The following is a 16524-nucleotide window of genomic DNA, read 5'->3' on the forward strand; positions in this document are numbered from 1 at the left end:
GAGAGCCCTTCGGAAAGCCGCCGGCGCCCCATCGAAACCCGGCGCCACCCCCCCCGGGCGAGGGCGCGGTCAGCGGGCGGAGCTGAGGTACTTTTCCAGGCCCTGCGCCAGTGCCTCGGCCATCCGCTGGCGGAACTCCCGGTTCTTGAACTTGGCGGCGTCGGCCGCGTTCCGCATGTTGCCGCACTCGATGAAGATCTTCGGCACCTTCGACAGGTTCAGTCCGCCGAGGTCGCTGCGGTAGTTCAGCGCGTCCTTGCCGATGTAGTTCGAGTACGGCAGGCCGGTGCCGTCATGGAAGGCGTCTCGCACGTCCTTGCCGAGCCGCGCCGAGTCCTTCACGACCGCGTCGACCGGCCCGCCGATCTCCTTCGGCATGATGATGTGGAACCCGCGAAGGTTCGCCGCCGCGCCGTCGCCGTGGATGGAGATCGCCGCGTCCGCGTCGTTCTCGTTGCCGATGGCGGCCCGCTGGTCGATGCAGGGCCCCCATGGGGTCTTGCTCGACCGGGTGAGCGTGACCGTGGCCCCCCGGGCCTTCAGGAGCTTCGCGAGCTTGTTGGACACGTCCCAGGTGAAGGCCGCCTCGGTGTAGCCGTCGTTGGTCGACGTGCCGGTCGTGTCGCAGGCCTTCTTCTGGTTGGAGATGTCGACGAGCTTGTTGATCTCGCGGACGTGACGGAAGTTCCCGCCGTTGTGACCGGGATCGATCACCACGCGCTTTCCGGCCAGCGGCTTGGCGGCGGTCTCGGAGGCGGCGGCCGTACGGGTGTCGGGGACGGTCGTGATGTCCGTCTCGGACCCGGCGGGCTGGGACGCTCCCTGCCCCGCCGGGTCGGCCGCCCGGTTCTGGGTCGCGGCCGGCTGCCCGACCTGCGGCGTGACGGCGACGGGGGCGGAGGCCCTCGTGTCGGAGACCTCAGCGCCGCCGCAGGCGACGGCTCCGACCCCGCACAGGGCCAGTGCTGCGGCGGCGAGTGGTCGTCTGATCACGGTCGAAATCCCTTCCCGGAGGTGCAGTCTCCCCAACCTAACCGGAACAGAGTCGTGATCAGACCGTTATGCCGGAAACCTGCCCGCCCACGCCGGCTCGGGGACCTCCTGCCGGTGCAGGAGAGCGGCCAGCTCACGAGCGTCCTCGGCGTCGAGACCCAGCACCACGCGGGGCCGTCCCCAGGGGTGGTCGATCGAGTGGGCGACGTAGCTCGCCACCGACTCGGCGACGTCCTCGCTGCCGAGCCCCCGGCTCTCCCTCCAGTAGGCCCAGGCCCGCTCCAGCTCACCGGCGGCCCGCTGCGCGCACGAGACCAACTCAGGATCACGCATGTATCCCCCCGATTTCCGGTCGCCGGCCCGCGGGCAGCCCTTCCGCGACCCGCCGGGGGGCCGGCGCCACGGCTGAAGTCAACACCCGCCGCGAGGGGACACGTCGGTGATTGACCTAGCTTTGGTCACCGCTTGGGGCCGGCCCGGTGCTGCGCCGTACGACGAGCTGCGGGCTCACCTGCCGCAGCCGCGCGGTCTTGCCCGGCTCGGTGATGCGGTCGCTCAGCAACGCCGCCGCCGAGCGGCCCATGGCCCGCCGGGGCTGGTCCACGCTGGTCAGTGAGATGTGGGTGACGGACGCGAGGTGCGTGTTGTCGTACCCGACGACCGACAGGTCCTCGGGCACCCGCAGTCCCAGCTCGCTCGCCGCGGTCAGCACGCCCATGGCCACGATGTCGTTCGCCGCGAAGATCGCCGTCGGCCGGGGCTCGCGCTTCAGCAGCGCCAGCGCCGCGCGCCGGCCGCCCTCCTCGCTGAAGTCGCCGTGCTCCACCATGATGTACGGCGCGAGCGCGTGGCGGCGCATGGCCACCAGGTAGCCCTCGCAGCGGCACCGGGCGGCCGACGACGGCGCGCCCTCGATGTGGGCGATGCGCCGGTGCCCCAGCTCCACGAGGTGGTCGACGGCGAAGCGGGCGCCGAGCTGGTCGTCGTCGACGACGATGTCCACGCCCTCGAGTTCGACGTCGCGCTCGCCCACAACCACGGTCGGCGTGTAGGCGGACGCCTCGGCCAGCGTGTCGCTGGACGGCGCGACCCCGAGCAGGACCAGTCCGTCCACCCGCAGTTCCAGGAAGGCCTCGACGGCCTCGTCCTCGAACGCCGGGTCCCAGCGGCCGCTGCCGATGAGCAGCCGCAGCCCGTCGCCGTGCAGGCTCTCCTGCAGGCCGTCGAGGAACTCCGCGTAGAAGGGGTTGTGCAGGTCGGCCACGAGCGCGCCCACCAGGTGGGTCCGCCCCTCGACCAGACTGCGGGCGACCGCGTTGGGGCGGTAGCCGAGCTCCCGGGCGGCCTGGAGGACGGCCTCCCTGCGGTGCTCGCTCACATGCGGGGAGCCCCGCAGCACGAGAGACACGAGCGATTTGGAAACTCCTGCGCGCTCGGCCACGTTGCGGATGGTTGGGCGGGGCCGTGGGCTGAACCCATCGGACAGTCCGCCGGCAGGGATATCGACCCCGACGTCTTTCCGGGCAGTGGTCTGCATGGACGGTCCTGACATGGTTCTCCCCACGATGCGTGGACGTGCACCTGACACACCAAACGATCGAGTTGCCCAGAGGGTACGGGTTGATCGCGCTAAGACACGATCCTTCCTCTAATCGGGCGTTGGGAAGGTTAGCCGGACGGTGGGTAGGGAGGCGGAGCCGGGAGGGGGTTCGCGGGGAAACCCTTGATTCGGCCGGTCCCCCTCATTGAGGGACGATTCGCTAGGGTGCGGAGTGTGGGTGCCACTCGCCAAGCGGAAGACGGTGCACGGCCGGCGCGCCGCAGGCTCAGCGTCGACCGGCGGCGGGAAGAGCTCATCGCCGCCGCGCTCGAGCTGTTCAGCAGGCACGACGCCGAGGACGTCTCGATCGACGACGTGGCGGCTTCCGCGGGCGCGTCGCGGGCGCTCGTCTACCACTACTTCGGCGGCAAGCAGGAGCTCTACGTGGCGGCCCTGCGCAGCGCGGCGGCCGAACTGCGGGCACGGTTACAGCCGCAGGGCGAGGGCGGGCCGCTGGAGCAGCTCAGCTCGGGGCTGACGCGCTACTTCGACTTCGTCGAGGAGCACGCGGCCGGCTTCGCCGCGTTGCTCAGGGGAGGCCCGGCCAACCGGGCCGGAGAGATCGGCGAGATCGTCGACGGGGTGCGCCAGCGCATGCTGCGCATGATCGTTCATCAGATGGGGGTCGACGCGCCCGGTCCGGCGCTGCGCGTCACGCTGAGGTCGTGGGTCGCCTCCGTGGAGACGGCCGGCCTCGACTGGCTGGAGCACCGTGACATGAAGCGGGCCGAGCTGGAGCGTCTGCTCGTGGACCAGATGGTCGCGCTCCTGCGGACGGCGAGCGGGCACGATCCCGGGGTGCGGGCGCTGCTGGAGACCCTGCTCCCCGCCACGAACCGTGAGGCCGTTCCCTGAACCGTAAGGAAAGCCCCGGGGACGTCCGGAGAGCGCCCCGGCGTACGGCGTAAGGACGTACGCATGGGGAAAGGGGGGAACCGCCGGGAGAGGCGGAAGGACCGGGCGTTCACGCGGGGAGGCGCCGGGCGGGCGGCGCCGACCCCAGATTCCTCCCATGACGGGGTAGCGGTCATGGGAGCGTGACACCTCCGTCCCCGAGGGACGGCTTGCCGCCTCCGGCTGAGGCAGCCGGAAGCAGACGAGGACGACCGGGCCCTGACCCGCGCCCCCTGCGGGGCAGGTGCGGACAGTGCGTGCCGGTTGCGGCCGGCGGTCCCCTCGTTGTGTCCGATGGTGGACGCGCTCACATCCCCGACGCGAGCGCGCCGTTGTTCCCCCCTGGCGTGACGGTCACGTCCTACTCGGACCGCTGCTGCGGAATCCCCGCGAGCAGCGCCCGGACCTCGGTCTCCCGGTAGCGCCGGTGACCGCCGAGGGTGCGGATGGACGTCAACTTGCCCGCCTTCGCCCACCGCGTCACGGTCTTGGGGTCGACGCGGAACATCGTGGCGACCTCCGCCGGGGTGAGCAGTGGCTCGGCCTCGGGTGTACGAGCTGACATTTGTGCGGCCTCTCCTCCGTGTGGACCGCCGGCAGCGATCCTGCGACTTGTCTGGCGCAAGTGCCCCAGCCGGCAATCTCTGCCCGTCGCGTCGCTCAGAGCGGCGTCCGACGGCGGTGAGGCGGGCTCGTAGCTCTCCGCTACGGGCTCCTCCTCCGCCGCTGTGCGGTGCACCTCTCTGGACCGCTCCGATCGGGTAAATCTTGTCGGTCGTGGCACTGTCACGGATGTCCTTCAATGATCCAAAACGTGCGGTTTCTAGGACCATTTACGGCATCACCCGATGTGACCATACAGCCACGTAGCGCGATTGGCGAGCCCTTAGGGCACAACGTCTCGACCACGGGTTGATGTCACGCTGGGTGATTCTAGCGACACGTTTCGTGGTATCGCAGTGAAAACGGCAAACTACTCAGTTCGTAGATGTGAGATCGACTATGTCATGACCAGAATCGGCAGGTCGGGCCGTGTTCATGACCGTCAGTTTGCCGACTCGAGAGCCCGGATCGACCTCCAGCGGAGAATCACCCGCTGATACATCGCGAAGGCAAGTTCTTCCTGACCGTTGTCCAAACCCGCGAGGGCCGTCGCCACCTCGGCGACGGACTGGTCGCCCTGCAGGGTCCTGTCGTCCATCAGGTGGACGAGGCCGCCGTAGTCGAGTTCCACCAGCGAGTGGGGATGGAACTCCTCCAGCCAGCGGCCCACCTCCTCGACCTCGGTGAGGGCCGCCACCTGCCCGACGTGCCTGCGGATCACCACCAGCGCCCGGGCCACCCGGCGGCGGGCCTGCGCCATCGAGGTGACGTACAGCATGTTCCTGGGCGGGGCGGCGGTGGTCTGCGCGCCCGGCTCGGCCGGCTGCTCGGAGCCCAGCACGAGCCACCGCTCGGCCGAGTCGAACGGCACGAACCACGAGATCGGCACATGCCAGGCGCCCGTGCGGATGTGGGTGCGCAGGGACCGCTCTCCGCGTTTGAACCGGTCGAAGTCGTCGGCGGTCTGCTCCGCGATGGCCTGGGGGACGAACCGGGAGGCCAGCTTCACCGGCACGCTCCCGCGAAACGACGCGAACGCCAGCCACGACCGCAGCCTGCTCTGCCAGGGGCAGACGTACAGCGTCTCCTCGACCCGGCGCAGGTACGCGTTGGGGCTCTCCCGCTCGGGCGCCGGCAGGGGCGGGACCGACAGCAGGCGGCGGACCGCCTCGCCGTGTTCGACCTCGAGCGCCCCCGCCCGGCGCGGCCGGTCGCGTGATTCGGCGTACCGGGCCCACCGAGCTTGATCCTGAGGGGCGAAAGCGGTCAGCGGCTCGTACACACGGAGATAGGCGGCGTAGGGGAGCACACCAGAATCGTGCCACGTCGGCGGACGCATGTGCAGCACCATCCCGGCTTTTCATGATCGTTTCGCGGGTGTATCGGATAAGCTGAAGTCCGATCGCCGCAACGAGGCGGCGTACACGATCAGGAGTCACCACCGTGACCGACGTTTTCGGGCTGTCCCACAAGGACTCCGGCTCGGGCGACGACGCGAACCCCGTCCAGCCGGTGCGACACGAGCAGGTCGTCTTCTGCTCCGACGAGCGAAGCGGCCTCTACGCCATTATCGCGATCTACAGCACCGCCCTCGGACCGGGGCTCGGCGGCACCCGGTTCTATCCCTACGAGAGCGAGCAGGCCGCGCTCGCCGACGTTCTCAACCTCTCGCGGGCCATGGCCTACAAGAACGCGCTGGCCGGCCTCGACCACGGGGGCGCCAAGGCCGTCATCATCGGCGACCCCGCCACCGACAAGAGCGAGGCCCTGCTGCGGGCCTACGGCAGGTTCGTCCAGTCGCTGGGCGGGCGCTACTACACCGCCTGCGACGTGGGCACCTACAGCGAGGACATGGACGTGGTGGCGCGCGAGTGCTCCTACGTCACCGGCCGCACGCAGGCCCACGGCGGCGCCGGCGACTCCTCCATCCTCACCGCGTTCGGCGTGTTCCAGGGCATGCGGGCCGCCGCCGACCACGTGTACGGCGCCTCCTCCCTGAGCGGCAGGCGGGTCGGGGTCGAGGGGGTCGGCAAGGTCGGCCACCGCCTGGTCGACCACCTGATCGAGGACGGGGCCGAGGTCGTGATCTGCGACGTCGACGAGCAGGCCGTCGAGCGGGTGCGCCGGCGCCACCCCGCGGTCGAGGCCGTGCCCGACGCCGCCACGCTCGCGGCGTCCGACATCGACGTGTACGCGCCCTGCGCCCTCGGCGGCGCGCTGGACGACGAGACCGTCCCCCGGCTCAAGGCGAGGATCGTCTGCGGCGGAGCCAACAACCAGCTCGCCCATCCCGGCGTCGAGAAGCAGCTCGCCGAGCGGGGCATCCTGTACGCGCCGGACTACGTCGTGAACTCGGGCGGGGTCATCCAGGTGGCCGACGAGATCGAGGGCTTCGACATGGATCGGGCCCGCGCCCGGGCCGCGAGGATCTTCGACACGACCTTGAAGATCTTCCGCTCGGCCGAGGAGGAAGGCGTTCCTCCCGCGGTCGCAGCGGATAGGCTGGCAGAGCGGAGAATGTCAGAAATCGGTCGGCTAAGGGGTATTTGGCTCCGGCGCTGACCGCCGCCGCTCGTACGACGTACCGAGCGGCGCACAAACCAGGTACGGTAATAGGCGAACGAGAGACTGACGCCTGAAGTCAGGTGGCGTCGGTGCGCGGTGCGTTAGTGACGAGGGGTCGGGCACGACCCCGCATGAGGGGGTCGAGCCAATGGGGCGCGGCCGAGCCAAGGCCAAGCAGGTCAAGGTCGCCCGTCAGCTGAAGTACAACAGCGGCGGGACGGATCTTGAGCGCCTGCGCGCGGAGCTCGGAGTCGTGGACGCCGACGATTCCGGCCACAGTGACGAGCATGACCCTTACGAAGAGTTGGCTGATCGCTACGCCGATTACGGGGTCGTCGACGACGATGACGGCGAGGACGACCGCCGTGGGCGGCGTTGACCCGGTTCTGATCGCCAGGTGAGTGACCCGGCGGGGACGTTCCCGCCGGGTTGCTCTCTCATGTCCGGCGAGTAGTGCTCCCTCGAGCCTCACCGCTCGCATGGGAGTTTTCGTACGGTGCCACGGTCGCGGTCGTGCCGTGCCTTGTGGCGACGGGGTCGCGGTCGTCATGCCGTCGGCGTGTTTCCGCGTTCCCATGGGCGGCCGGTCCGTGCGACCACGTCCCCACGGGCCGATGACCCATGCACCAGGGGTGGACCTCCGGCGGGTCCGGCTCGCCGATCGACGCGCTTGCCGACTCGTCGTCGGGCTCCCGCCGTCGGTGCCCGCCGCCGTCGCGCCCTGCCCTGTCACGGCCGTGCGACGTCCGGCCGGCGAAGGCACAGCCGTCGTGGTTCCCAGTGGGCCGTTCTCCCGATGACGTGACCGAACGGCCGCCGCTGCCTGGCGACAGGCGACGGCCGTCACGCGCCGAGAGCCGGATGGGGCCGGGGAACCCCAGATCTCACCGGCGGAAACGGGCTTGCCCCTCCCCGGGGACGACCTCGCCCAGCACCCAGGCGGGCAGACCGCGCCCGGTCAGCAGCGCGAGTGCCTTGTCGGCCTCCGCCGCCGGGACGATCGCGCACATGCCCACGCCGAGGTTGAACGTCTTGTCCATCTCCTCCTGGGGCACGCCGCCGCGTCCGGCCAGCACCTCGAAGATCGCGGGCGGCGTCCAGGCGCCGCGGTCGAGCAGGGCGTCCACCGTGCCGGGCAGGGACCTGGCGAGGTTGGCCGCCAGCCCGCCGCCGGTGATGTGCGCCAGGGCGTGCACCTCGGTCTCGCGGATGAGCGCAAGGCAGTCGAGCGAGTAGATGCGGGTGGGCTCGAGCAGTTCCTCGCCGAGCGTACGGCCCAGCTCGGGCAGCTCCTGCTCCAGGCCCAGCCCGGCCGTCTTGATCACGTGCCTGACCAGCGAGTATCCGTTGGAGTGGACGCCGCTGGAGGCCAGCCCGAGCACCACGTCCCCCGGCGCGACCCGGTCGGGACCGAGCAGCTCGTCGGCCTCCACGACCCCGGTGCCCGCGCCCGCGAGGTCGTACTCGTCGGGGCCCATCGCGCCGGGGTGCTCGGCGGTCTCCCCCCCGACGAGCGCACAGCCCGCGAGCCGGCAGCCCTCGGCCACGCCGCCCACGATGTCGGCGATCCGCTCGGGCACGACCTTGCCGCACGCGATGTAGTCGGTCATGAACAGCGGCTCGGCCCCGCAGACCACGAGGTCGTCGACGACCATGCCGACGAGGTCGATGCCGATCGTGTCGTGCTTGCCGAGCTGCTGGGCCAGCATGACCTTGGTGCCCACGCCGTCGGTGGACGTGGCCAGCAGCGGCCGGCGGTAGCGCAGGAACGCCGAGGCGTCGAAGAGCCCGGCGAAGCCGCTGGCGTCGTCCACGACCTCCGGCCGCCGGGAGCGTGCCACCCGCGACTTCATCAGCTCGACCGCGCGGTCGCCGGCCTCGATGTCGACGCCGGCGGCGGCGTAACTGGTCATCGCTGGGCCTCCAGCACGAACTTGCCCACCCTGTCGTCCTCGATCGCGATGGGGTACTCACCGGTGAAGCACGCGCGGCAGAGCCGGTCGGCCGGCAGCGTCGTCGCCCGGGTGAGCCCGTCGAGGGAGATGTACCCCAGGGAGTCGGCGCCGAGCGAGGCGCGGATCTCCTCGACCGACAGCGACCCGGCGATCAGCTCCGCGCGGGTGGCGAAGTCGATGCCGTAGAAGCACGGCCAGGCGACCGGGGGTGAGGAGATCCGGACGTGGACCTCGGTCGCCCCGGCCTCGCGCAGCATCTTCACGATGGCCCGCTGGGTGTTGCCGCGGACGATCGAGTCGTCCACGACCACCAGGCGCTTGCCCTCGATGACCTCGCGCAGCGGGTTGAGCTTGAGGCGGATGCCGAGCTGCCGGATCGTCTGCGACGGCTGGATGAACGTCCGGCCGACGTAGGAGTTCTTCACCAGGCCCTGGCCGTACGGGATGCCGCTCTGCTCGGCGTAGCCGATGGCGGCGGGCGTGCCGGACTCGGGCGTGGGGATGACGAGGTCGGCTTCCACCGGGTGCTCGCGGGCCAGCACGCGGCCGACCTCGACCCGGGTGGACTGCACGCCGCGCCCGGCGATCGTGGTGTCGGGCCGGGCGAGGTAGACGTACTCGAACAGGCAGCCCTTGGGCTCGGCCGGTGCGAAGCGGCGCGAACGGACGCCGCGCTCGTCGATGGTGAGCAGTTCGCCGGGCTCGATCTCGCGGATGAACGACGCGCCGACGATGTCGAGGGCCGCGGTCTCGGAGGCGACCACCCAGCCGCGCTCCAGCCGGCCCAGCACCAGCGGGCGGATGCCCTGCGGGTCGCGGGCGGCGAACAGCGTCGTCTCGTTCATCCAGACGAGCGAGTAGGCGCCCTTGATTTCGGGAAGCAGCTCGGCCGCCACGTCCTCGACCGGACGCGAGGCATCCTGCGCCAGCAGCGCGGTGAGCACCTCGGTGTCGGTCGTCGCGCGCGTGGAGCCCGGCGCGAGCCGTTCGGCGAGGTGGGCGGTATTGATCAGGTTGCCGTTGTGGGCGAGCGCGAGCCCGCCGCCGTCGGTCGAGCTCAGCGTGGGCTGCGCGTTCTCCCAGACACTCGATCCGGTCGTGGAGTAACGGCAGTGCCCGATGGACAGGTGCCCGCGCAGGGTGCCGAGGATCGACTCGTCGAAGACCTGGGCCACCAGGCCCATGTCCTTGTAGACGAGGATGCGGCTGCCCTCGCTGACCGCGATGCCCGCGGACTCCTGTCCACGGTGCTGCAACGCGTAGAGGCCGTAGTAGGTGAGTTTGGAGACGTCCTCCCCGGGCGCCCATACGCCGAAGACGCCACAGGCGTCCTTCGGAGCGCGGTCCTGGGGGTCGAGGTCATGGCCCAGCCGGCCGTCGCCCTTCAACACGTACTTGAGTCTATTTGGGCATTGGCGCTGCTCAAACCGGGGCATGCCGGTGAGGCGCCGGAAGCATCACCCGCTCTTTGCCGTGTCGTCCCTGCTCACACGCGGATTTCGGGGGAGTCTGAGCGTTCGGGCAGGCCCCAGAATCGGTACGGGAGGGATCATCGTGGCGACACCCCACGACCCCGGGCAGCCGCGGGAGCCGTACGGTTCGGGACCTCCCCCCGGACAACCGCCTCACGGGCAGCCGCCGTACGGGGGGCCGCTGCCGCCGCCTCCGGCGCCGGGCGGACCTCCCGGTGCGCCCTGGGGGGCCCAGCCGGGCGGCGGGCTCGGGACCGCCGCGCTGGTGCTCGGGATCTGCTCGCTCGTCCTGCTGCTGGTCTGCGGCGTCGGCACGCTCGTGGCGGTCGTCGGACTCGTCCTCGGCATCGTGGCGATCGCGCGGAACTCCAACAGGCGCAGGGCGGTCGGCGGGCTGGTGCTGAGCGCGCTGACCCTGCTGCTCGCCCTGGTCATCGTCGTGATCTTCTACACCTGGTTCCAGACCAGGCATGTCGGCGAGTGTTTCGACCGCCGGCTCTATCCCACGCAGGAGGACGCGCAGCGCTGCGTGGAGGACAGGCTCACCGGCCCACGGTAGCCCGGGGCGGAGGTCACCAGAGAGGCAGCAGCGCGGACAGGTCGGCACGGGAGCCGCTGGCCGAGATCTTCCCGGCGTCGGTGGCGCCGGCCCAGGACAGCCGGCCCGTGGCCAGTTCGAGCCAGGTGCGGGGGTCGGTCTCGATGACGTTGGGCGGAGTGCCCCGGGTGTGCCGGGGCCCTTCCACGCACTGCACCGCGGCGTACGGCGGGACCCGCACCTCCACCGAGCGTCCCGGCGCCCGCGCGGCCAGCTCGTCCAGCAGGTGCCGTACGGCGGCGCGTGCCGCGGTCCTGACCGGCGTGCGCCCGGTCTCGTAGGCGTCGAGCACGGCCAGCACGCACGCGTTCCCCGCGGCGCTCTCGGGGCCGTCGAACGGCGGCCGTCCGAGATCGGCGAGCTGGGCGTCGAGCGCCTCTCTGATCTTTCCCGGGTCGAGTCTGCGTACCGGCACCGGCCCATTGTCCCGGATCCCGCCCCCGCTCGATCTGGCGGGAAATGATGGGCGGTCTCCGTACATGAAAGGAGTGTCCGTAGGAACACCCGACAAGGGGACGATCATGGGAACCGCCCGTGGATGACGAACCGGCGGCCAGGTTCGAGGCCGTCTATCGGGAGACGTACGGCCGGCTCACTGCGTACGCCGCGCGCCGCTGCGACTCGCCGCAGGACGCGGCCGACGTGGTGGCCGAGGTCTACACCGTCGCCTGGCGGCGGCTGGACGACTTACCCGAGGGAGACGAGGCCGTCCTGTGGCTGTACGGCGTGGCCCGCAACGTGGTGGCCAACCACCGCAGGGGGGAGGTCCGCCGCCAGGCGCGTAGCGCCGAGTTGGACGCCGACCTGGCCGACCTGTACGGCGACTCCCCCGAGAGCGGGATCGAGCTGGCCGCGATCGGCGAGGCGTTCCTGAGCCTGTCCGACGACGACCGCGAGTTGCTGGCGCTGGTCGCGTGGGAGGGACTGGGGCGCGAGGAGATCGCCATGGCGCTCGGCCTGTCGCGCAACGCCGTACGCATCCGGCTCCACCGTGCCCGGAGGCGCTTTTCCCGTGCGCTCGCCGAGGCGGGCGTCCATCTCACGTCAGGCAGCCGGCTGGCGCCGGTGGGGAGGTCGCTGTGAAGGACATCGAAGCGGTGATCGGGCCGCTGGCCCGGGTCGAACCCGGTGCCCCGGGCGGCCATCCGTCCGGGGCGGGGGCGCGGGCGTTGCTGGCCTCGATCACGGCCGAGCCGCCCGGCGGCGCGGCCGTACCCGGGCGTGCGAAGCGTCGCGGCCCACGCCGGCTGGTTCTGGGCCTGGCGGCCGCCGCCGTGGCCGCCGCGGGTGTCGTCGTCGGCCCGAGCCTGCTGCACGACGGGGCCCTCACCACACCCTCCTACGCCGTCACCAAGGACTCCCACGGAGTCGTGTGGGTCAGGGTCCGCGACTTCCGCGACGTCGCGGGGTTGGCGAAGCAGCTGCGTGACCTGGGCGTCCCCGCCGTCGTCGACTACGTGCCCGCCGGGAAGAAGTGCCGGGAGCCGAGGGCCACCCGTGTGGAGGACATACCCCGGGGCATCTACGATCCGCCCACCAATTTGCCGGGGGCGAAGTACGGCTGGCAGATGCGGATCGACACCCGGCTGTTCAAGCCCGGCCAGACCTTCGTCTGGACCCTCACGGCCCTGCCCGGCGGGATGAGCAGCACCAGCACGATCCTCATGGAGGACCCGGTGAAGCCGTGCGTGCTCGTGCCCGACGACACCGAGAAGATGAGGAGAACGCCGGAGATCCTCGCCTATCGTCTGGCGACCACGAAAGGCCGCTCGCTCGCCGGATATCGGGTGGACGGGAAGACGGTGGGCGAGGTCGTGCCGGAGATCGAGAAGCGCGGGTTGAAGGTCACGTATCTGGTCATGGATCCCAACCCCCGGAACCTCGGTGGCTACGCCACTGATCCGCATAAACAGGACATTCCCGTCGGAAAGGACTGGACCGTCTGGGAGGCGGAGGAGTCCACCCGGAAGCCCGGATTGATCCGCCTGCTCGTCACCAAGGAGCACCTGGGCTGGAACCCGGTCTACGACGGCGGTTCGCGCGACAACGTGATCAAGGAATAGAACCTCCCGTACGGCTCCGCGGGGTGCGGAGCCGTACGGGGATTCAGGCGACCGGCTCGGCCACGGCGGGCTCGGCGCGCTCGGCGGGCCCGGTGACGTCGGCCGAGGCCCGGTTGCGGCGCAGGGAGTACACGCTGACCGGGACGCCGACCAGCACGATCGCCGCCGCGATCAGCAGCGTGAACCGGTAGGCCTCCAGGAAGGCGTGCAGCGGGGCGCCGCCGACCGCGCTCTGCCTGGCGCTCAGGATCGCGCCCAGGATCGTGATGCCGAGCAGGCCGAAGACCTCGCGGGAGACGTTGAGCACGCCCGAGGCCACGCCGGCCCGCGCGGGGGGCATCGCGTTCAGCACCACGTTGGTAAGCGGGACGAGCAGACCGGCGCCCGCGCCGTACAGCAGGAACCAGGGGAGCAGGTCGCCGTAGTGGGAGCCCTCGCCCGCGCTCGACAGCCCGCCGATGGCCACCGCCATCAGGCCGAGGCCGACGGCCACCGTGCCCGCGCTGCCGAAGCGCTCGGCGATCCTCGGTGAGACGCTCGCGATCACCGCCATGAGCAGGGCCATCGGCACGAAACCCGCGCCCGCCTCGGTCGGCGAGAACCCGAGCGCGCTCTGCAGGTAGAGCGCGGTGAAGAAGTAGATGCCGAAGACGCCGAACGACCACAGGCCCATCGACAGCAGGCCGCCGCTGAAGACCCGCTCACGGAACAGGCTGAGGTCGATCATCGGCTGCGCCGTACGGGACTCGACGACCAGGAACGCGACGGCGGACACCGCGAAGGCCGCGAAAGCCCCGAGGATCGGCGCCGAGGTCCACCCACGCGACTCGCCCTCGATGAGCGCGTAGGTGAGGGCGAACAGTGCCACGGCGGAGGTGGCCAGGCCGGGCAGGTCGAGGGACATCCGCCCGGACGCGGCCCGCTCGACCCTGATCGAACGCAGAGCGATCGCCGCCGCGATCACGCCGATCGGCAGGTTGATCAGGAAGATCCAGCCCCAGTCGGCGTTCTCGCTGAGGAACCCGCCGGTGAGCGGGCCGATCGCGAGGGCCAGAGCGCCGACCGCGCTCCAGATGCCGACGGCCGTCGCCCGCTCGCGCGGATCGGGGAAGATCCGCGGCAGCAGGGCCAGCGTCGACGGCGTCACCAGCGCGGCGCCGAGCCCCTGCACCGCCCGCGCCGCGATCAGCGTCTCCTGGCTCCCGGCGAGGCCCGCCGCCACCGACGCGAGCGTGAAGACCGTCAGGCCCGTGAAGAACGCGGTCCTGGGGCCGAAGACGTCCGCCAGGCGTCCGCCCGCGAGTAGCAGGCCCGCGAACACCAGGATGTACGCGCTCACGATCCACTCCAGTCCGGAGATCGTCAGCGCCAGATCCCGCTGGATCGTCGGCAGGGCCACGTTGACCACGTTGTTGTCCAGGTAGGTCATGAAAGTCGCGAGCGACACCGCGACCAGCGCCCACCACCGTCCGGACATCCGTCCTCCTCTTGTACGAGGTACATGTACGGCGTACATGTACGGTGCATAGGAGACCTTGTACGGCGTATAGTTGTCAAGTGCCGATGAGGTAGGGAGGCTGCGGGCCATGGCGAACGCGGAGCGGCTGAGCCGCCGGAGTCTGGTCGAGAAGGCCGTCGAGCTGGCCGACGCCGAGAGCCTGGAGTCGGTCACGGTGCGGCGGCTCGCCCAGGAGCTCGGGGTCACCCCGATGGCCCTGTACTGGCACGTCAAGAACAAGGACCAGTTGTTCGTCTGCCTCGCCGACCATCTGCTCGCCGAGGTCACTCCCGAGTTCGACCCGGCCGCGCCGTGGAACCTGCGGCTGCGGGCGATGGTCGAGGCGCTGGTCGGGGTGATGCGGCGGCACCGGTACATGCCGGGGCTGTTCGCGATGGTCGAGAAGCAGGAACTGCCCAATTTCAGCCGGGCGACCGACACCGCGCTCGACCTGCTGTCCCAGGCGGGGTTCACGCTGAGCGAGGGCTACGCCGTCTCCACCTACCTGCTGCACGGCGCGATGGCGCTGGTGGACAACGAGCCCGGTTGCCCCGGGGCGTTCAGTGCCGCGGAGGCGGCCGAGTGGCGCCGGCAGAGGCGGCTGCGCCTGGAACAGTTCCCCGCCGGCGAGTTCCCCCGGATCGTCGAATACGCCAAGACGATGGAGGAGGAGCCCGACCTCGACGCCTACTACGCGTTCGGCCTGGATCTCCTGATGTCCGGGGTCGAGGCCATGGCCGCGAAGAGGACGCCGAGCAGCGCGACGCAGAACAACACCAGATAGGTGGTGTGGAACCCCGCCATGAGCTGTCGCAGCGCGTCGGGGGACACCCGTGACAGCGTCCCGGCGTAGACCTGGTTCCGCAGCGCCGGCGCGACCGAGGCGGTCAGCACGGTCAGCGTCGTCGCGACGCTGAGCACTACGCCGACGTTCATGACCATCAGCCGGAAGCCGTTCACCACCCCCCGGCTCGCCTCGGGCAGCGCGCCCATGACCTGCGTCGTGTTGCCGGTGAGGAAGGCGCCGCTGCCGCACCCGCACACGAAGAGCCCGGCGCCGATCACCCAGTACGGCGTGGCCGGGCCCGCCGCGAGCGTGAGGACGAGCAGCCCCGACGCCGAGAGCGCGCACCCTCCCACCGACAGCGCGTACGGGCTCACCCTGCGGCCCAGCGCGCCCGCCAGCGGAGAGGCGAGGGTCATGCCCACGGGGACCGGCAGCACGGCGACGCCGGCGGCCAGCGCGTCGGCCCCGCGCGCGGCCTGGAAGTAGAGCCCGGCGAGCAGGATCAGCGACGAGCGCGCCAGCGCGTTGGCGAACGACGCCAGGTTGGCGCACAGCAGCATGCGCCCGCCGAACAACGTGAGGTTGAGCACCGGGTTGCGTGCCCTGCGCTCCACCGCGAACAGCGCGGGGACGAGCGCGGCGGCGGCCACGCCGGGCAACGGCTCGCCCTGGCTGATCGCGACCAGTACGGCCGACAGGGCGGCGAACACGATCAGGTTGCCCAGCGCGTCCACGGACTGGCGGGGGCCGGCCGGGACCCTCCGCAGCACGGCCGCGCCCCAGGCGAGCGCGACCACCCCCGCCGGGACGTTGATCCAGAAGATCCACCGCCAGCCGAGCGTGTCCGCGATCAGACCGCCGAGGGTCGGCCCGGCGAGCTGGGCCACCGAGAGCGTGGCCATGTAGACGCCCATCCCCTGGCTGAGCCTGTCGGGCGGGAAGGCGGCGGTGACGATCACCGTGCCGTTGGCGAGGATCATGGCCGCACCGAGTCCCTGGACCGCCCGCAGGACGATGAGGACGCCGACGTCGGGCGCGATCCCGGCGAGCAGCGACGCGCCGGTGAAGAGGGCGAAGCCGACGAGATAGACCTCCCGCCTGCCGAGCAGGTCCGCGACGCGGCCGAAGAACACCAGCGTCGCGGTGCTGATCAGCAGGTGCGCGAGCAGGATCCAGCTCGACGCCAGCGGCCCGGCCTCGAAATGCCGTACGACCGAGGGGAGAGCGACGTTCAGTGTGCTGGAACTGAGCCCGATGAGCACGAGGCCGAGCCCGGTGACGGAGCAGACCCTCCAGGCGTATCGGAGGGCGTTCGCATGCTCGGCGGAGCCGGGTTCCGGGGGGTTGTCGGCCATGCCGTCGATTCTGGCGTACGCCGTACGTCTCAATTGTCCCCGCAACCACTCGCCGGACAGATGTGCCGCCGATGGCTGCGCTCCCCGTAGAAGGGAGCTTTTGACCATCCGTGCTTACTGATAGCGGAGATGCATATACGT

The 16524-nt window shown here is 70.8% G+C and carries 17 protein-coding genes; 7 read left to right on the forward strand and 10 right to left on the reverse strand.

Annotated features, from left to right (window positions below):
• Positions 1-69 precede the first annotated feature (69 nt).
• From ACWEQG_RS29095 to ACWEQG_RS29105, 3 genes are all read right to left on the reverse strand, one after another.
• Complete coding sequence (locus tag ACWEQG_RS29095; protein WP_452289541.1) at positions 70-993, reverse strand: N-acetylmuramoyl-L-alanine amidase; 924 nt, start codon at positions 991-993, stop codon at positions 70-72.
• A gap of 66 nt (positions 994-1059) precedes the next feature.
• Positions 1060-1326, reverse strand: a complete 267-nt coding sequence (locus ACWEQG_RS29100) for a hypothetical protein (RefSeq protein ID WP_182907664.1) — start codon at positions 1324-1326, stop codon at positions 1060-1062.
• Positions 1327-1441: 115 nt separating this feature from the next.
• On the reverse strand, positions 1442-2545 hold the full coding sequence (locus ACWEQG_RS29105) for a LacI family DNA-binding transcriptional regulator (protein ID WP_169981813.1): 1104 nt from the start codon (positions 2543-2545) through the stop codon (positions 1442-1444).
• A 222-nt stretch (positions 2546-2767) separates the two neighbouring features.
• Here ACWEQG_RS29105 and ACWEQG_RS29110 point away from each other — a divergent pair, with 222 nt between their 5' ends.
• On the forward strand, positions 2768-3448 hold the full coding sequence (locus ACWEQG_RS29110; protein ID WP_452289543.1) for a TetR/AcrR family transcriptional regulator: 681 nt from the start codon (positions 2768-2770) through the stop codon (positions 3446-3448).
• Between the two features lie 400 nt (positions 3449-3848).
• On the opposite strand, the gene bldC is transcribed toward ACWEQG_RS29110, so the two are convergent.
• Both bldC and ACWEQG_RS29120 read right to left on the reverse strand, forming a co-directional pair.
• On the reverse strand, positions 3849-4052 hold the full coding sequence (gene bldC, locus ACWEQG_RS29115; protein WP_013133571.1) for a developmental transcriptional regulator BldC: 204 nt from the start codon (positions 4050-4052) through the stop codon (positions 3849-3851).
• 480 nt (positions 4053-4532) lie between these two features.
• A complete protein-coding gene (locus ACWEQG_RS29120) occupies positions 4533-5399 on the reverse strand; it encodes a hypothetical protein (RefSeq protein WP_363462482.1) in 867 nt (288 codons plus the stop codon).
• 134 nt (positions 5400-5533) lie between these two features.
• On the opposite strand from ACWEQG_RS29120, the gene ACWEQG_RS29125 reads away from it, so the two are divergent.
• Both ACWEQG_RS29125 and ACWEQG_RS29130 read left to right on the forward strand, forming a co-directional pair.
• Positions 5534-6652: a Leu/Phe/Val dehydrogenase gene (locus tag ACWEQG_RS29125; protein WP_452289545.1), complete on the forward strand. Its 1119-nt coding sequence runs from the start codon at positions 5534-5536 to the stop codon at positions 6650-6652.
• Between the two features lie 151 nt (positions 6653-6803).
• Positions 6804-7034, forward strand: coding sequence for a DUF3073 domain-containing protein (locus ACWEQG_RS29130; protein ID WP_169981816.1), 231 nt, complete (start codon positions 6804-6806; stop codon positions 7032-7034).
• A 505-nt stretch (positions 7035-7539) separates the two neighbouring features.
• Here the strand turns inward: ACWEQG_RS29130 and purM are convergent.
• A complete protein-coding gene (gene purM, locus ACWEQG_RS29135) occupies positions 7540-8568 on the reverse strand; it encodes a phosphoribosylformylglycinamidine cyclo-ligase (protein WP_452289547.1) in 1029 nt (342 codons plus the stop codon).
• Positions 8565-10001 carry an amidophosphoribosyltransferase gene (gene purF, locus ACWEQG_RS29140; protein WP_363462479.1) on the reverse strand — a complete coding sequence of 479 codons (1437 nt, stop codon included), beginning with the start codon at positions 9999-10001 and terminating at the stop codon, positions 8565-8567. The genes purM and purF overlap by 4 nt, the downstream gene beginning before the upstream one ends.
• Positions 10002-10164: 163 nt before the next feature.
• Here purF and ACWEQG_RS29145 point away from each other — a divergent pair, with 163 nt between their 5' ends.
• The gene (locus tag ACWEQG_RS29145) at positions 10165-10641 is read left to right on the forward strand and encodes a hypothetical protein (protein WP_452289549.1); all 477 of its coding nucleotides are present in this window, start codon (positions 10165-10167) and stop codon (positions 10639-10641) included.
• A 13-nt stretch (positions 10642-10654) separates the two neighbouring features.
• On the opposite strand, the gene ACWEQG_RS29150 is transcribed toward ACWEQG_RS29145, so the two are convergent.
• A complete protein-coding gene (locus ACWEQG_RS29150; RefSeq protein WP_452289551.1) occupies positions 10655-11095 on the reverse strand; it encodes a sterol carrier family protein in 441 nt (146 codons plus the stop codon).
• A 119-nt stretch (positions 11096-11214) separates the two neighbouring features.
• On the opposite strand from ACWEQG_RS29150, the gene ACWEQG_RS29155 reads away from it, so the two are divergent.
• Positions 11215-11763: an RNA polymerase sigma factor gene (locus ACWEQG_RS29155; RefSeq protein ID WP_452289553.1), complete on the forward strand. Its 549-nt coding sequence runs from the start codon at positions 11215-11217 to the stop codon at positions 11761-11763.
• The gene (locus tag ACWEQG_RS29160) at positions 11760-12743 is read left to right on the forward strand and encodes a hypothetical protein (RefSeq protein WP_452289555.1); all 984 of its coding nucleotides are present in this window, start codon (positions 11760-11762) and stop codon (positions 12741-12743) included. The genes ACWEQG_RS29155 and ACWEQG_RS29160 overlap by 4 nt, the downstream gene beginning before the upstream one ends.
• 43 nt (positions 12744-12786) lie before the next feature.
• Here the strand turns inward: ACWEQG_RS29160 and ACWEQG_RS29165 are convergent, their stop codons facing one another.
• A complete protein-coding gene (locus ACWEQG_RS29165) occupies positions 12787-14220 on the reverse strand; it encodes an MFS transporter (RefSeq protein WP_452289557.1) in 1434 nt (477 codons plus the stop codon).
• Between the two features lie 109 nt (positions 14221-14329).
• Between ACWEQG_RS29165 and ACWEQG_RS29170 the strand changes: the two genes are divergently transcribed.
• Entirely contained in the window at positions 14330-15025 is a 696-nt protein-coding gene (locus tag ACWEQG_RS29170) for a TetR family transcriptional regulator (protein ID WP_452289559.1), read from the forward strand.
• Here the strand turns inward: ACWEQG_RS29170 and ACWEQG_RS29175 are convergent.
• Positions 14932-16383 (reverse strand): MFS transporter, encoded by a 1452-nt coding sequence (locus tag ACWEQG_RS29175; RefSeq protein ID WP_363462472.1) that lies wholly within the window; start codon positions 16381-16383, stop codon positions 14932-14934. The genes ACWEQG_RS29170 and ACWEQG_RS29175 overlap by 94 nt on opposite strands.
• Between the last annotated feature and the right edge of the window lie 141 nt (positions 16384-16524).

Source organism: Microbispora sp. NPDC004025, from assembly GCF_053604425.1.

Excerpts from the sequence above, each read along its gene's own strand:
- ACWEQG_RS29100 (WP_182907664.1), bottom strand. The coding sequence starts at position 1,326 with ATGCGTGATCCTGAGTTGGTCTCGTGCGCGCAGCGGGCCGCCGGTGAG.
- ACWEQG_RS29105 (WP_169981813.1), bottom strand. The coding sequence starts at position 2,545 with ATGTCAGGACCGTCCATGCAGACCACTGCCCGGAAAGACGTCGGGGTC.
- bldC (WP_013133571.1), bottom strand. The coding sequence starts at position 4,052 with ATGTCAGCTCGTACACCCGAGGCCGAGCCACTGCTCACCCCGGCGGAG.
- ACWEQG_RS29130 (WP_169981816.1), top strand. The coding sequence starts at position 6,804 with ATGGGGCGCGGCCGAGCCAAGGCCAAGCAGGTCAAGGTCGCCCGTCAG.
- purM (WP_452289547.1), bottom strand. The coding sequence starts at position 8,568 with ATGACCAGTTACGCCGCCGCCGGCGTCGACATCGAGGCCGGCGACCGC.
- ACWEQG_RS29165 (WP_452289557.1), bottom strand. The coding sequence starts at position 14,220 with ATGTCCGGACGGTGGTGGGCGCTGGTCGCGGTGTCGCTCGCGACTTTC.
- ACWEQG_RS29170 (WP_452289559.1), top strand. The coding sequence starts at position 14,330 with ATGGCGAACGCGGAGCGGCTGAGCCGCCGGAGTCTGGTCGAGAAGGCC.
- ACWEQG_RS29175 (WP_363462472.1), bottom strand. The coding sequence starts at position 16,383 with ATGGCCGACAACCCCCCGGAACCCGGCTCCGCCGAGCATGCGAACGCC.